The organism is Pseudonocardia sp. Cha107L01, from assembly GCF_052566575.1.
The window spans coordinates 8,420,433-8,435,831 of sequence record NZ_CP199579.1 but is presented as its reverse complement, the minus strand read 5'-3'; the positions used below and the strand labels follow the sequence as shown (position 1 = coordinate 8,435,831).

Below are 15,399 nucleotides of genomic sequence, written 5' to 3'. Positions count from 1 at the left end.
TGCCCGGATCGCAGAGTGGCAATGCCCGGTAGTACGCGTTCATCCTGCGGTGCACTGGTCGATGCTGGGTTCAGCGGTCGATCGTGGCCTCGTTGAACTCGTCGTGTCGGGCCCCGGTGGCCGGTGTGAGGGTGTCGAGCCGCCGCAACTGGTCGACGGTCAGGACGACGCCGTCGGCGGCGGTGTTCTCCTCGACGCGAGCGACTCGCCGGGTGCCGGGGATGGGGGCGATGTCCCCACCCTGGGGCAGTAGCCAGGCCAGGGCGATCTGTGCCGGGGTGGCGCCGGTTTCGGTCGCGATGTTCCGTACTTCCTCCACGATCCGCAGGTTCTCGGCGAAGGCCTCGCCGAGGAAGCGCGGATTGGTCTTGCGCCAGTCGTCGTCGGGGATGTCGTCCGGGGTGCGGATCTGGCCGGTCAGGAACCCGTGCCCGAGTGGCGCATAGGGAACGAAGCCGATGCCCCACTTACGCAGCAGGGGCAGCAACTCGGTCTCGGGGTCGCGGGTCCACAGCGAATATTCGGTCTGCAACGCAGCAATCGGGTGCACGGCGCGGGCGCGGCGGATCGTGTCCGGCGAGGCCTCGGACAGGCCGATGTGCAGGACCTTACCTTCGGCGATCAGTTCGGTCACGGTGCCGATGACGTCCTCGATGGGGGTGTTCTGGTCGACCCGGTGCTGGTAGTAGAGGTCGATCCGGTCGGTGCGCAGACGCTTTAGGGAGCCCTCGACGGCAGTTCGGATGTTGGCCGGGCTGCTGTCGAACAGGCCGGCACCGGAATGGGACAGGATGCCGAACTTCGTGGCGAGAACGACCTGGTCGCGCCGGCCCTGCAGCGCCTGGCCGACGATCTCCTCGCTGTGGAACGGGCCGTAGCTTTCAGCGGTGTCGATGTGGGTGACGCCCAGGTCGAGCGCGCGATGGATGGTGCGGATGGATTCGGCGTCGTCGAGGCCGCCGCCGGAGGTGTAGGTCCCGGCCATGGTCATGGCGCCCAGGCCGATCCGGGAAACCCGCAGGCTCCCGAGTGTGGCGTGCTGCATCGGAGAACTCGTTTCTTTCTCGAGGGTGTCGAAGGACGGTGCATCAGAGGTGAGCGGCGAGGGCGGTTCTCGATCTCGATCTCGCCGACGTCCAGCCAACATCGGTTCACCACGACTGGGCAGGCACTGCGAAAAGGGGTACTCACAGGGACCCCGTCCGGGAGGTGGGCCGGGCCTACCCTCGATCTCATGGACGAGAAGGAGGCCGCGCGGGCGGCGGTCCGCGAGTTCCTCACCACCCGCCGCGCTCGGGTCACCCCAAGCGACGCCGGCCTTCCTCACCAGGGCACCCGCCGTCGGGTGAAAGGCCTGCGCAGGGAGGAGGTCGCGTTGCTGGCCGGGGTCAGCCCGGAGTACTACGTGCGGCTCGAACGCGGTCAGGCAACAGGGCCCTCCGCCGGAGTCGTCGACGCCGTCGCCGAGGTCCTGCGTCTGGACGAGGACGAACGCGCTCACCTCGACCGGCTGCTCGCCGCTCTGACCCCCGCGGCCCGCAAACGGAGCCGGCGCGCGGCGAAGGACCTGGTCACCCCCGGAATCCGGGTGCTGCTGGACTCGATGGACCACCTACCCGCGGTGGTCTTCAACGGCCGGTTCGACATCCTCGCGGTCAACACACTGGGGCACGCACTCCTCGCACCGATGTACGACCTGCCCGGACGGCCGAACAGCGCCCGCTTCCTGTTCCTCGACGAGCCCAGGGCCCGGGACCTGTTCCCCGAGTGGGACCGGATCGCGGCGGACACCGTGGCGATGCTGCGGATCGAGGCCGGCCGCCACCCCGACGACCCCGCCCTGACTGAGCTGATCGGACAACTCGCGACCCGCAGCAGTGAATTCCGGACGCGCTGGGCGACCAACGACGTGCGAGCCCACCGAGCCGGCACGAAGACCTTCCGGCACCCACTCATCGGCGAGGTCACGCTGCCCTACGAGAACTTCCGCGTCGACGCCGCCTCCGGCCAGGTACTCAACGTCTATACCCCCCAGCCCGGCACCCCCGAAGCCGACGCGATCCGCCTCCTGGCCAGCTGGAACGCCGACAACCAACGGAACAACAACGCGACAGCAGGAACAAGCAGCCGGAACCCCGACGACTAGGCCAGATCGGGTCGCCGCCCACCGATATTGGACGATCTCCACCTGCGCTGCACCCGTGCATTTCTACGGGTGTGTCTGGCCGTGCGCCCCGGGGGTATGCCCGTCCCTTACCCGGGTGCGAGGGGCGCCTGGTTGGACGACAGTTGGCCATGCGACGAGTCAGGCCTTTTCGGGAGGTCGCTCGCCGCGGCTCTAGACCAGTAGACCAAGACGTTGATCGCAGCGGCCGACCCGCCACCGCGGCCAAGCGGGGTCCTCTGAGCAGGGTGTCGATTAGCGTGCCCGAGATCACGCTCAGGTTCTTGGAGGATCAGCATGTCTGTCATCGTGCTCGCCGTACTGGTGACTGCGCTGCTGTTCGACTTCACGAACGGTTTCCACGACACGGCGAACGCGATGGCGACCTCGATCGCCACGGGCGCGTTGCGGCCCAAGGTTGCAGTGCTGCTGGCCGGGGTGTTGAACCTCGTTGGGGCGTTCCTGTCGGTGCAGGTCGCCAAGACCATCTCCAGCGGTCTGGTGGATGAATCCAAGATAACTCCGGTGGTGATTTTCGGCGGGCTGGTCGGGGCGATCTTGTGGAACCTGCTGACGTGGCTGCTGGGTTTGCCGTCGAGTTCCTCGCACGCCTTGTTCGGCGGGCTGATCGGAGCGACCTGGGTGTTCGCCGGGTCGGATGCGATCAAGTTCTCCAGCGTGGTGAGCAAGGTCCTCCTGCCGCTGGTGATCTCGCCGATTTTGGCGGGGGCGGTCGCGCTGGCAGCCACCTATGTGCTGTATCGAATCACTTCCCGCGGCAACCAGCGCATTTTGGGGAAGGGCTTCCGGCACGCGCAGATCGTGTCGGCCTCGATGGTGGCGCTGGCCCATGGCACCAACGACGCGCAGAAGACAATGGGTGTGATCACCCTGACGCTGATCACCGTCGGCGTGTTGCCGGCCGACGCGGGGCCGCCGCTGTGGGTGATCGCCAGCTGCGGGTTGGCTATCGCACTGGGCACCGCGCTGGGTGGCTGGCGGATTATCCAGACCCTTGGCAAGCGGATCAGCGAGATCGAGAGCCCGCAGGGTTTCGCCGCCGAGACCAGCAGCGCCGCGGTGATCCTGACCTCGACCCACCTGGGGTTCGCGCTGTCGACCACACAGGTGGCCACTGGGTCCATCTTCGGCGCCGGCGCCGGGCGTCGGGCCACCGTCCAGTGGGGTGTGGCCCGAAACATGGCGCTGGCCTGGTTGCTCACCCTGCCCGCCGCGGCCGTCGTGGGCGCGCTGGCGGCCCGAGTCGCCTCCAGCGGCACGGCAGGTATGACGGCCGTCGCCGCGGTGGCGGCAGTGGTGGCGCTGGGCATGTTCGGTCTGTCCCGACGCAGGCCCGTCACTGCCAGCAACGTCAATGAGCATCCGGCACTGATGCCGGTGTCCGTCCCGGTGGCTCCCTGATGGCACCTGTACGCGCCAGTCAACTAGCCTGCGACGGACCTCGCGCAGCGTCGGGCATTCCGGGCCCCGTGTCGAGCCGCGGCACTCGGTGATGCCGAGAGGGTCACTCCGGCAGCGGACGGCCCCGGGTCTCCGGGCACAGTGGCGCGACAACCAGTCCGACCAGGTAGATCGAGCCGACCACGGTCGCGGCGATGCCGTAGCCGCCGAGCTTGGAGATGATCACGCCGGAGAGCAACGGACCGAGGAACGCGACGAACCTGGCGGCGTTGAACACGAATGCCACCCCGGTGCCGCGCAGGTGGGTCGGGTAGAACTCCGGCAGCCATACCGGCATCCAGGTGTACTGGCCCAGTGTGAAGAAGCCGTTGACGATGAGTACCGCGACGATCAGGCGCAGGTCGTGGGTCCACAGGAACAGCACCGGCGTCAGTACCAGCGAGCCGGCGAAGTAGAACAGCACGGTGCGTTTGCGGCCGAACCGGTCAGCGAGGAAGCCGAAGGCGATGTACCCGGCGATGGCTCCGACGTTGTAGATCATTCCTGCTCCGCTGGCCCAGCGCGAGGCACTGTGTCCGGACCGGGCGGCGACATCGGCGACGTACAGCGGCACCCAGGTGGAGATGCCCCACCAGCCGAGGGTGGTGACCAGGGACATCACCGAGCCGAGGATGGTCAGCCTGCGCAGCTTCGGGTCCGCGAAGATCTGCCGCAGAGTGAACCGGGTGTACGCCTCGTCCTCGGCGGACAGCTGGCCAGGGGACTTGGCGGCGTGATCGCGCAGCTGGGCACGGCGGCGCTGGGCTGTTGCCCACTGCTCGGACTCCGGCACCGAGCGGCGCAGCCAGAGCGCGAACAGTGCCGGCAGCACGCCGAGTGCGAACATCAACCGCCATGAGTCTGGGCCGAGCGGCGCTATGAAGTACCAGCACGCCGATGCGATGAAAAAGCCCAGGCCAAGGCCGCACTGCATGAGCCCGGCGGCCTTTGCCCTGGCCTTGCTCGGCCAGATCTCGGCGACCAGGGACGTGCCGGTGCCCCATTCTGAGCCAAGGGCGAATCCGGTGACGAATCGCAGCACCAGGAACGACGCCCAGGACCAGGACAGCGCGCTGAAACCGGTGAACGCGGCGTAGAGCACGATCGCGGTGAGCAGGGTGCGTCTACGGCCGAAGTAGTCGGCGAAGATGCCGCCCAGGATGCCGCCCATTCCCCAGCCCAGCAGCGTCACCGCGATGGTGACGCCAGTGAGGAAGGCGATCGAGCCGGCGGGCGCGCCGGGGTCGAGTCGGCGCAGCACCGTGCTCGCGGTCAGGATCAGCGCGTAGGTCTCGAACCCGTCGAACAGCCAGCCGAGGTTGGCCGCGATCAGCGAGCGCCACTGGTCGCGGCTCACTCCCTGGCGCCAGGAACTACGTGCGACAGCGGTGTCGTGCACCGGCCCTCCTCGAGTTCGCCTTCCGAGCCAACAAACCTGTCCACGGGACATATTGTCCTCCATGCAGGACAGTCGATGGCAGCGCCGAACGTTAAAACAGCGCTCGACACGGCGTCAAGGACGAGCTGGCCTCGGTCCGTGGATGCGCGTTAAACAGGGCTATGAGCCCGCGTTAGCGGACAGGGGCCGCGCCGCCGATGCGCTCGGTGATGCGCAGACCGCTCTCCTTGATCAGCTCGCCGGCATCCGCCACGGTGGACTCGTTGAGCTCGGAGGCAAACGCCAGCGAGCAGAGCGCCATGGTTACCCGGCCCTGGTCGTCGAACACCGGCGCGGAGACCCCGGACTGCCCGAGGTCGTACTCCCGAATACTGATGCCGTAGCCGCGCTGTCGGGTATCGGCCAGTGCGCCGCGTAGTGCCGCCCGGTCCACGATCGTCTCCGGCGTGAACGCGGTCAGCCCGTGCCGGTCGATCAGTCGGTCCACCTCGACAGGGTCGGACCAGGCCAGGAATGCCCGCATGATCGCCGGCGCGGAGAACTGGAAGGTGTCGCCCAGTCCGACGGTGATCCGCACGCCCTGACCGTGGTCCGCCTTGGCCAGCACCGAGTACTCGGCCGACCCGTGCCGGCGGAGCGCGAACGTGACGAAGCCAAGCCGCTTGCCGAGCTCGTCGAGCTCCGCCTGGACGACATCACTGGTCCAGTCCTCGGAGGCACCGGCGATAGTCAGCAGTCGCGGCCCCAGCCACCAGCCGCCCCGGTCTCCCCGGGTGGCCGCCCAGCCGGCGCGCTGCAGGGTGCCCAGGATGTTGTAGCAGGTGCTGCGGTTGAGCTGGAGGTCCTCGATCAACACGCCGGTGGACACAGGGTCGGGCCACTCGCGCGCGATCCGTTCCAGCAGTCGCACCGCGTTCATCACCGCGGGCACATCGCTCGCCACGAACGCTCCTCCCTCATTCCACCAGTCGTGATCACGGTATCCGACGGGCTCCGACATGGGTTGACGCCCGAGTTTCTCATGTTAATGTCCTCTATACGAGATACATCGTCCTCCCTGGTGGTCATTGATGAAACTAGCTTCGTCCTTCCCGGTACCGGCGGCACGCGACCGGGTGTTCGCGCACTTCCTGGATCCCGACTCGATGCGCGCCTGCGTACCCGGCTGCGTCGAGTTGATGAGGGTCGACGACAAGCACTACGAGGGGCGGCTGGTCAACGAGATCTCCCACGTGCGGTTCAGCGCGGGCTTCACCGCCGAGATCACCGAGCTGAGCGCCCCGGCCGAGGTGCGGGCCCTGCTGCGCGGTGAGGACCGGAAGCTGGGCAGCTCGATCAAGGTCGACGCGACCCTGGTCGTCACGGACCAGGGGCAGGCATCCTCGCTGGTGGAGTTCGGCCTGGACCTCGCGCTGTGGGGCAAGATCGGCCGAATGGGCGAGTCCATCGTCCGGCGGCGATCCGAGGAGGTGCAGCGACAGTTCGTCGCCGACTTCTCCCGGGTCTGCGCCGCGGGGCCGCCCGGGCCGGACAACCCCGTGGTGCGCGAGCTGAGCGCGCCGCCGGCCGAGCACACGGCGGCAACCGACGCGGCCGGACCGGTGAGGCGTGGCTGGTGGCGGCGGCTGCTCGCGCTGTTGCGCGGCCGGCGCGCGGCGGTCCGGCGGTGAGCGCGCTGGAACTGGACACCCCGGTGCTGCACCGGCCGGGCACGCTGGCCGAGGTGTGCGCGCTGCTGGCGGAGCTGGACCAGCCGATGGTGTACGGCGGCGGCACCGCGGTCCAGATCCTGCTGAAACAGGGCGTGCTGTTCGCCTCCGACCTGGTCGACATCGCCCGGGTGCCCGGCCTGGACCGGATCGAGGAGACGCCCGAGGGCCTGCGCGTCGGAGCCATGGTCACGCTGCGCCGGATGGAGACCGACCCGGTGGTGCGGCGACTCGCGCCACTGGCGGCCCAGGTGTACGCCCGGGTGGCCAACCCCAGGGTGCGCAACACCGCGAGCGTGGGCGGCAACCTGGCCCACGGTGACTATCGGCTGGACCCACCGACCGCACTGTTGACCCTGGACGCACGGGTCGAACTGACCTCCGCCGGTGGCACCCGACTGGTCCCGGTGCGGGAGTTCTTCACCGGCTTCCAGGAGACCGCGCTGGCCCAGGGCGAGCTGGTCACCGCCGTGCGGATCCCGGCACAGCCGAGCCCGGCGGCGGCGTTCGCCAAGCTGAGCAGCCTGTCGGTGAACGACTGGCCATGCGCCTCGGCCGCCGCGCTGCTGGTCCCGACCGGCCGACGGCGGGAACGCTGGGAGCTGCGGATGGGGCTCGGCGCACTGGCCGCAAAACCCGAGTACCTGAGCCTTTCGGTGCCGGTCGGGGCCGCGGTCGACGAGGTACTCGAAGCCGCCCAGCGCGCCGCCGACCAGATCATCGACCCGATCCCGGACGTGCGGGGCGGGGTGGAGTTCAAACGCCGGCTCGGGCTGGTCGCGGTCCGCGACGCCGTACGTGCGGCATGGGACCTGGCAGCGCAGCCGACGGCGGGGTCAACCCGGGGATCGGTACCGGGATCGACGCGAGAGGAGGACTCAGATGTTCAACGGACTTCACAGCGGCGCTGGTGGCGCGGTCGGTGAGCGGTGGGCGCGCACGGACGCGCGGGCCAAGGTGCGCGGCGAGCTGCGCTACGCCGCCGACCAACCCCTTCGGCCGAGTCTGGACGTGGTCCTACACCGGGCGACCCGGCCGCATGCGCTCCTCGAATCGGTGGACGTCGAGGACGCGCTGGCGGTGGACGGCGTCGTCGCGGTGGTCACCGGGGCGCAGCTCTACGAGCGGTTCGGCGACGCGCTGATGACCGGCCCGGCGTTCGCCGACCAGCCCTGCCTGGCGGTGGGCAAGGTGCGCTACGTCGGCGAGCCGGTGGCCGCGGTGATCGCGCGGGGGCCGGTGCCGGCGCGCGCGGCGGCCGAGCGAGTGCTGGTCGACTACGCGGAGCTGGACGCGGTGCACGACGTGGACGCGGCAACCGCCGGTGGACCGTACGTGCACGAGGAGCTGCGGCCGTCGATCATCTTCGGTGACCTCAAGCACCTGCGCGGCAAGCGGGACACCAACGTCAACTACGAGTATCACCTCCTGCGCGGCGACGCGGCGGCGGCTTCGGCGGGTGGGGTGACGGTGCGCGAGGAGTTCTGGTGCCCGCCGACCCACCATGTCCCGATCGAGCTGCCGTTCACCGCCGCCTGGCGCGACGGGGACCGACTGGAGATCCTGTCCGCCACCCAGACCCCGTCCTACGTGCGGCAGTCGGTGGCCGACCTGCTGGGTATCCCGCTCAACGCCGTGCGGGTGCGCTCCGCCCCGCTGGGCGGCAGCTTCGGCGCCAAGATGTACGACCGGCTGGAGCCATTGGCCGCGGCCCTGGCCTGGAGCCAGAAGCTGCCGGTGCGCATCGTGGCCAGCCGGGAGGAGGCGTTCCTGCTGACCACCCGGCACGGCGTCGCGGTGACCGGCAGCATGACCGCCGACGCCGAGGGTCGGATCGTCGCGTCCACCGCCGACGTGCGCTACGACACCGGGGCCTACGCCGACGTCGGGCCACGGATCACCGCCAAGTCCGGCATGGTGGCGGCCGGCCCGTACCGGGTGGACAACGTCGAGGTCCGGTCCCGCTGCGTCTACACCAACAAGCCCTCGGCCGGCCCGTTCCGCGGCTTCGGCGTGCCCCAGGTGACCTGGTCGCACGAGTCGCTGGTGGACGAGCTGGCCCGGGAGTCCGGTGTGGACCCGGCCGAGTTCCGGCGGCGCAACCTGCTGCGCGAGGGCGACGTCAGCCCGGTCGGCACCCCGATCCACAGCGCCGACTTCGTGGGCTGCCTGGACGCGGTCACCGAGGCCGTCGGCTGGGACACCCCGCTGGAGCGCGCGGACGGCCGGCTGCGGCGGGGCCGGGGGGTCGCCGTCGGGATCAAGGCGGTGCTCACCCCGACGATCTCCAACGCCGTGCTGCAGCTCAACCAGGACGCCTCGGCCACCCTGCTGATCAGCACCGTGGACATGGGCCAGGGCAGCGACACGATCATGGCGCAGATCGCGGCGGAGGCACTGTGCCTGGGCGAGGGCCAGGTCCGGGTGGTCACCGCCGACACCGACGTCACCCCGTACGACACCATCACCGCCGGCAGCCGCTCGACCTACCACACCGGCAACGCCGTGCGCCGGGCCGCCGAGGCCATGCGGGACAAGCTCCTCGAGCTGGCCGCCGCACGCTTCGGCGTGCCCGCAACCGACGTCAAGCTGACCGGCGACGGTCTGATCAGCGCGCAGAACCAGGAGCGGGTGTCGGTGCCGGAGCTGCTGCACGGGCACTTCGGAGCGCGGGGCACCACGTTGACCACCGAAGCCAACTTCACCACCTCATGGGTGCCCTACGACCACGAGACCGGCCAGTCCGAGCGGGTCACCGAGCACTGGTTCGCCGGCGCGGTCGCGGCACAGCTCACCGTGGACACCGAGACCGGGCGGGTGCACATCGAGCACCTCGCGGTAGCCGGCGACGTGGGCCGGGCGATCAACCCCACACTGGTCGAGCAACAGCTCACCGGCGCGGCGATCATGGGCATTGGGCACGCACTGTTCGACCAACTGGTCTTCGACGAGGGCCAGATCGTGAACGGCACGCTGCTGGACTATCAGCTGCCCTCGGTGCTGGACCTGCCCGACAAGATCACCCCGATCATCGTGGAGAGCCCGCACCGCACCGGCCCGTACGGCGCCAAAGGGGTCGGCGAGACCACGATCATCCCGCTGGCCCCGGCCATCGCCAACGCGGTACGCGACGCGATCGGCATCCGGTTCCCCCGGCTACCGCTCACCCCGGAACGCATCCTCACCGCCCTCACCGAGCAGGAAGGCCAGTCATGAGCACCGATATCGAGCTGGCGGTGAACGGGGTGCGGCAGCGAGTCAGCGTCGGCGACGACGACCTGCTGCTGGAGGTGCTGCGGCGCATCGGTCACACCAGCGTCCGGGAGGGCTGCGGCGTCGGCGCCTGCGGCGCGTGCACGGTGCTGGCCGACGGACACAGCGTGAGCAGCTGCCTGGCCCGCGCGGTCCGCTACGACAGGGTGCCGCTGACCACCGCCGACGGGCTACCGGAGGACGACGACGTGGTCGAGGAGTTCGTCGCCGCCGCGGCGATGCAATGCGGCTACTGCATCCCCGGGTTCGTGCTGATGGGCCACGAGCTCCTGGCCGAGAACCCGGCGCCCAGTCGTGCCGAAATCGCCGCGCACCTGGAGGGCAACATCTGCCGCTGCGGCACCTACCAGGAGATCTGCACCGCCATCGAGGCCACCGCACAGCGCCGGCAGGCCGAACGACAACGGCGGTCGGCATGAAGGTCGGCACCCCGCGCGGCGGCTTCGAGGTCGCCGTCACCGGCCGTGGCGGGCGGCCGCTGGTTGCCCTGCACGCCCTTGCGCTCTCCGGGCGACTGTGGGACCCGATGGCCACCGCGCTGGCCGACACCCGCACGGTGCTCGCCCCGGACGCGCGGGGTCACGGCGGCTCGGACTGGGACCGCGGCCCGTTCACCATCGCCGACCTCGCCGACGACGTGGCGGCGGTCATCGAGGCGTCCGCCGACGGGCCGGTCGACGTGATCGGGCTGTCCATGGGCGGCAGCACCGCGATCCTGCTCGCCCAGCGCCGGCCCGACCTGGTCGCCCACCTGGTGCTGGCCGACACCACCGCCTGCTACGGCCCGGACCGGGCCGCTCAGTGGACCGAGCGAGCGGAGAAGGCCGTCGGCGTGCCGCGCCAGAAGCAGGTGGATTTCCAGGTCGACCGGTGGTTCTCGCCGGCCTTCATCCAGGCGCGCCCCGACGAGGTGCGGCGGGTGTCGGACATCTTCGTGGCCACCGACTCGGTCGCGCACGCCGCCGCCTGCCACGCCTTCGCCGGGCTCGACGCGGAGGCCGGGCTGAGCGGTATCAAGGCACCGACCCTGGTGCTGGTCGGGCGGGACGACTACGCCACCCCGCCGGCCATGGCCCAGGTGCTCGCCACACGCATCCCCGACGCCCGACTCGAGGTGCTCGACGACACGCGCCACCTGAGCCTGATCGAGCGCCCCGACCTTTGGGCCCGCGTGGAAACCCACCTGAGCGGCTGAGGAGCGGCGCGGCGCCGATAAGCGGGCAAGATCAAAACCTCAGCCGAGGTCCAGGCGCGGCTCGTTTCATGCTGTCGGACGTGGCCACAGGGTGAGGTCGGTCCTACCCCGGCGGATGGGTGCCGACTTGGCGGGCGATGCCCTGGGCGGCGGTACGCACGGCGGGGCCGAGTCTGGCTACGTTGGCCCGAACGCTGTGCACCACGACGGAGATGGCGGCGACAGCGTAGCCGTCGGGGCCGAGGACGGGCGCGGCCACGGAGACGGCGCCCAAGAAGTGACCCTGGTTGCCCGTTGCGTAGCCATCCCGGCGGATCTTGGCCAGGGCACGGAGCAGCATGGCGGGTTCGGTGATGGTGTGCGGGGTGTGGCGGGTCAACCCGGCGGCGATCACCTCGTTGACGACTTCGCGTGGGGTGAAAGCGAGCAGAGCTTTGCCCATGCCGGTGGCGTGCAACGGAAGTCGTCCCCCTGGTGGGGCCGGCGCGGCGACGGCGTGGCTGCCGGTGAGGGCGTGCAGGTACACCGCCTGGTGGCCGTCGCGCACGGCGAGGTAGACGTTTTCGCGGGTGACCTCGTACAGGGTTTCCAGGAACGGCACCGCCACCTCGGCTAGGCCGCGGCGGCTGGGGGCGCGCATGCCGATCTCGAACAGTCGTAGCCCGATCTCGTAGCGATGCCCGTCGGTGCGTTCCAGCCCACCCCAGGCGACCAACTCCCCGGCGATCCGGTGCGCGGTGGCCGGCGCCAATCCCGTGCGCCGACACAACTCGGCCAGCGACAGGCTGGTGTCTTTGGGCCCGAACGCCCCCAACAAGGCCAATACACGGCTGGTAGTCGTGCGCCCGGGTTCCCGGATCTGCCCAGCCATGCTTTCTCCTCATCGAGAGCCGGATCAGCCTAGGTCACGCGACGTCGGCGTCTGCGCGTTCCGTCACGGCGGCGGCAGCCAGCCGCACCGCGATATTCCGTTCAACGGAATAGAAGTGTAGGAAGTGCCGGCCCCCCGGTGCCACGCTGGGCCTCGCCACCCCGTGGTGACCCCCACCACAGCTTGCCCTCGGAGTAACCGCGATGACGCATCAAACCGAGACCACGCGCACCCTGCCCAGAGTCGAGGACGCCGGGCGGGATCGGCGCCGGCGCCTGGCTGGCTGGGGGATTACCGGCTGGCTGACCGTCATGATGATCATTAACTGGGCGGACAAGGGCGTGATCGGGCTGGCAGCCGAGCCGATCATGCGCGAGCTGCACCTCTCGCCCACCCAGTTCGGCCTGGCCGGCAGCAGCCTGTTCTTCCTGTTCTGCCTGACGCCGATTGCCGTCGGGTTGATCGCCAACCGGGTGTCCACCCGCTGGGTGCTCGCCGCGCTCGTGGTGGTGTGGTCACTCGCACAGGACGCGGTGCTGCTGTTCGCCACCCTGCCGGCGCTCTTGGCCAGTCGGATCCTGCTCGGCGCGGCGGAGGGCCCGAGTACCGCCCTGCTGGTCCACCACCTCTACACCTGGTTCCCCTACCGTGAGCGCGCCTTGCCCGGCTCGATCGCCACGGCCGGCAGCGCCTTGGGCCTGGCCATCGCCGCACCGAGCCTTACCTGGGTGATCACCAATTTCGGGTGGCGCGCGGCCTTTCTCGTGCTGGCGGTCGTCGGGCTCATCTGGACGGCGGTGTGGCTGATCATCGGACGGATCGGGCCGTTCACCAGTTACGCCGCCGACACGACCGGCACCACGACCGCGGCTGCCGACACCACCACCGATCCCCGCGTGCTTTACCGCAAGATCCTCACCACACCCACCTGGCTCGGAGGAGTCGCCGGTGCCCACTTCTCCTACTGGGCCGTGGTCATCTCCGCCACCTGGCTTCCGACGTATCTGGAAAGGGGCCTCGGCTACAGCCTCACGACCACCGGGTCGATCATGGCGCTGCCTCCGATCGTCGGCATCGTCAGCATGATCGGCACGGGAGCGCTCGCCCGCGGGCTCGCCGCCCGCGGTGTGCCCACCCGCTGGTCCTGCGGCTTCACCATCGGCGCCATCGGGACCATCAGCGGAGCCTGCCTCCTGCTCGTCCCCGCCACCGGAACGTCCGATTGGCAGATCCCGCTGCTGGCCGTCGCATTCGGGCTGCCCAGCGGCACCCTCAGTCTCGTCAACCTCACCGCTGCCGAGATCTGCCCTGTCCGGCAACGCCCCGCCGTCATGGCCTTCAGCATCATCGGCTTCAGCACCGCGGGCCTCTACGCCCCCTACCTCACCGGTGCCCTCATCCAACACGCCAGCAGCGCGCTCGGCGGATTCCACCACCTGTTCTGGCTACTCGGAGCGCTCCTGCTCGCCGGTGGCATCACCGCCGCGGTCGCCATCCGCCCCCACCGCGATGCCCAGCGGCTCGGCCTACCCACCACGCAGCACTGACCCCGATGAAAGGAACCGCCGCAATGGGCTCAGCGAAAGGACTTCAGGTGACTGCAATCCCGAGCGGCCGCCCTCACACGTTCGCGAAGAAGATGTTCATCGGTGGCGAATTCGTCGACGCTATCTCGGGACGAACGTTTGCGAGCATCAACCCCTTCGATGGCATCCAGTGGGCCGAAGTGCCGAACGCTGACCACGCGGATGTCGATCGCGCCGTCCAGAGCGCCAAGCACGCATTTCCGGAATGGGCCGCCGTCAGCGGGACCGCGCGCAGCCGTCTCCTCCGACGACTCGCGGACATCATCGAACGCGATGCGGAGGAGCTCGGCCGCATTGAGACGCAGGACAACGGCAAACTGCTTCGTGAGATGGTCGGCCAGATGCACGCGCTGGCCGACTACTACCACTACTTCGCCGGCTTGGCCGACAAGATCCAGGGCGATGTGATCCCGACGCAGCAGCCGTCGTATCTTGCCTATACCGTTCGCGAGCCCGTGGGCGTGGTTGCCGCAATCACACCGTGGAATTCTCCGCTCCTCCTCATGGCGTGGAAGCTCGCACCCGCACTTGCGGCGGGATGCACATTCGTTGTCAAGCCGTCGGAGCACACACCTGTCTCGACGCTTGCCTTCGCGGAGCGCGTCCACGAGGCGGGCTTCCCGCCGGGCGTCTTCAACGTCGTTACGTCGATCAGTCCTGACGTAGGTCGGGCGTTGGCTTCCCACCCCGATGTCGACAAAGTCGCCTTCACCGGATCCACGGCGGTCGGAATCGACGTTGGCATGTCAGCGATGCGGAACCTTTCCGGTGTGGTCCTCGAACTCGGCGGGAAGTCCGCGCAGATCGTTTTTGCGGACGCACCCCTCGATGCTGCCGCGAACGGAGTCATCTCTGGCATCTTTGCCGCTACGGGCCAGACGTGCATGGCGGGCTCGAGGCTCCTGGTAGAAGACAGCATCCACGATGACTTCGTGCAGAGCGTCGTGGATCGTGCCGAAGCCATCAAGCTGGGCGATCCCGCGGCGGCGGACACAGAAATGGGACCGGTATCTAATCCGGCACAGTTCGCAAAGATTCAGTCCTTCTTGAAGAAGGCGTCCTCTGACGGCGGCGAGATTGTCTGCGGAGGCCGATCCGACCCCGTTCTCGGCGGCCTCTTCATGCAGCCCACGGTCATCACGGGAACGGCTCCAGGAATGTCTGTCGTGGATGAGGAGATCTTTGGTCCCGTACTGGCGGTCTCCAGGTTCAAGGACGAGGAAGAAGCCATCCGCATCGCGAACGGAACCCCTTACGGCCTGGCGGGGGCAGTATGGACAGAAAATCTAGGTCGAGCCCATCGCGTGGCCCATCAGTTGCGGGCCGGGACCGTGTGGATCAATGCATATCGGGTTGTGGGGGCCGGTGTGCCGTTTGGAGGCGTGAAGCAGAGTGGACTGGGTCGCGAAAACGGCATAGACGCGATCCGCGAGTACACCGAAACCAAGTCAATATGGGTGAACCTTTCGAACGAACCCAGAAACCCGTTCGTCCTGGGCTGAACCGTAAGTTCGATTTTATCGACCTGTCCTCTGGACAGGACAATAAGTCCACTATACGATACTAGGTGAGCCGCGAGAGTCGATCCGGATGAGTCTTTAGACAGGACCCTCAGCGAGTCCGCCGGGTTACGGAAGTCGACAGTGTGCTCCGCCGCTCAACAAAGCAGGGCAATCTCAGTTTCGACCAGGAGAGGCAGGAAATGACCAACTCGACAGAGGTAGATTCTACCGTCACGATC

The 15,399-nt window shown here is 68.8% G+C and carries 13 protein-coding genes; 9 read left to right on the top strand and 4 right to left on the bottom strand.

The annotated features are described in order from the left end of the window. Positions 1–70: 70 nt before the first annotated feature. The gene (locus ACTXG6_RS39800) at positions 71–1,045 is read right to left on the bottom strand and encodes an aldo/keto reductase (RefSeq protein WP_445184467.1); all 975 of its coding nucleotides are present in this window, start codon (positions 1,043–1,045) and stop codon (positions 71–73) included. A gap of 189 nt (positions 1,046–1,234) precedes the next feature. On the opposite strand from ACTXG6_RS39800, the gene ACTXG6_RS39795 reads away from it, so the two are divergent. Beyond that, on the top strand, positions 1,235–2,146 hold the full coding sequence (locus ACTXG6_RS39795) for a helix-turn-helix transcriptional regulator (RefSeq protein ID WP_445184466.1): 912 nt from the start codon (positions 1,235–1,237) through the stop codon (positions 2,144–2,146). A gap of 309 nt (positions 2,147–2,455) precedes the next feature. Continuing rightward, positions 2,456–3,586, top strand: a complete 1,131-nt coding sequence (locus ACTXG6_RS39790; RefSeq protein ID WP_445190243.1) for an anion permease — start codon at positions 2,456–2,458, stop codon at positions 3,584–3,586. A gap of 103 nt (positions 3,587–3,689) precedes the next feature. Here ACTXG6_RS39790 and ACTXG6_RS39785 read toward each other — a convergent pair whose 3' ends face one another. Both ACTXG6_RS39785 and ACTXG6_RS39780 read right to left on the bottom strand, forming a co-directional pair. Next, entirely contained in the window at positions 3,690–5,024 is a 1,335-nt protein-coding gene (locus ACTXG6_RS39785; RefSeq protein WP_445184465.1) for an MFS transporter, read from the bottom strand. A 172-nt stretch (positions 5,025–5,196) separates the two neighbouring features. Then, positions 5,197–5,967 (bottom strand): IclR family transcriptional regulator, encoded by a 771-nt coding sequence (locus tag ACTXG6_RS39780; RefSeq protein ID WP_445184464.1) that lies wholly within the window; start codon positions 5,965–5,967, stop codon positions 5,197–5,199. 127 nt (positions 5,968–6,094) lie between these two features. Between ACTXG6_RS39780 and ACTXG6_RS39775 the strand changes: the two genes are divergently transcribed. Genes ACTXG6_RS39775 through ACTXG6_RS39755 form a run of 5 tightly spaced genes read left to right on the top strand, consistent with a single transcriptional unit; the run spans position 6,095 to position 11,201 of the window. Continuing rightward, positions 6,095–6,694: a CoxG family protein gene (locus ACTXG6_RS39775; RefSeq protein WP_445184463.1), complete on the top strand. Its 600-nt coding sequence runs from the start codon at positions 6,095–6,097 to the stop codon at positions 6,692–6,694. Continuing rightward, positions 6,691–7,659 (top strand): FAD binding domain-containing protein, encoded by a 969-nt coding sequence (locus ACTXG6_RS39770; RefSeq protein ID WP_445184462.1) that lies wholly within the window; start codon positions 6,691–6,693, stop codon positions 7,657–7,659. Before ACTXG6_RS39775 ends, ACTXG6_RS39770 begins: the two co-directional genes overlap by 4 nt. Beyond that, the gene (locus ACTXG6_RS39765) at positions 7,616–9,949 is read left to right on the top strand and encodes a xanthine dehydrogenase family protein molybdopterin-binding subunit (protein ID WP_445184461.1); all 2,334 of its coding nucleotides are present in this window, start codon (positions 7,616–7,618) and stop codon (positions 9,947–9,949) included. The genes ACTXG6_RS39770 and ACTXG6_RS39765 overlap by 44 nt, the downstream gene beginning before the upstream one ends. Then, on the top strand, positions 9,946–10,425 hold the full coding sequence (locus ACTXG6_RS39760; protein ID WP_445184460.1) for a (2Fe-2S)-binding protein: 480 nt from the start codon (positions 9,946–9,948) through the stop codon (positions 10,423–10,425). Before ACTXG6_RS39765 ends, ACTXG6_RS39760 begins: the two co-directional genes overlap by 4 nt. Next, on the top strand, positions 10,422–11,201 hold the full coding sequence (locus tag ACTXG6_RS39755) for an alpha/beta fold hydrolase (protein ID WP_445184459.1): 780 nt from the start codon (positions 10,422–10,424) through the stop codon (positions 11,199–11,201). The genes ACTXG6_RS39760 and ACTXG6_RS39755 overlap by 4 nt, the downstream gene beginning before the upstream one ends. Positions 11,202–11,304: 103 nt before the next feature. On the opposite strand, the gene ACTXG6_RS39750 is transcribed toward ACTXG6_RS39755, so the two are convergent. Continuing rightward, on the bottom strand, positions 11,305–12,072 hold the full coding sequence (locus tag ACTXG6_RS39750; RefSeq protein WP_445184458.1) for an IclR family transcriptional regulator: 768 nt from the start codon (positions 12,070–12,072) through the stop codon (positions 11,305–11,307). Positions 12,073–12,275: 203 nt separating this feature from the next. Between ACTXG6_RS39750 and ACTXG6_RS39745 the strand changes: the two genes are divergently transcribed. Both ACTXG6_RS39745 and ACTXG6_RS39740 read left to right on the top strand, forming a co-directional pair. After that, entirely contained in the window at positions 12,276–13,619 is a 1,344-nt protein-coding gene (locus ACTXG6_RS39745) for an MFS transporter (RefSeq protein ID WP_445184457.1), read from the top strand. Between the two features lie 47 nt (positions 13,620–13,666). Then, positions 13,667–15,160, top strand: a complete 1,494-nt coding sequence (locus tag ACTXG6_RS39740) for an aldehyde dehydrogenase (RefSeq protein WP_445184456.1) — start codon at positions 13,667–13,669, stop codon at positions 15,158–15,160. Positions 15,161–15,399 lie beyond the last annotated feature (239 nt).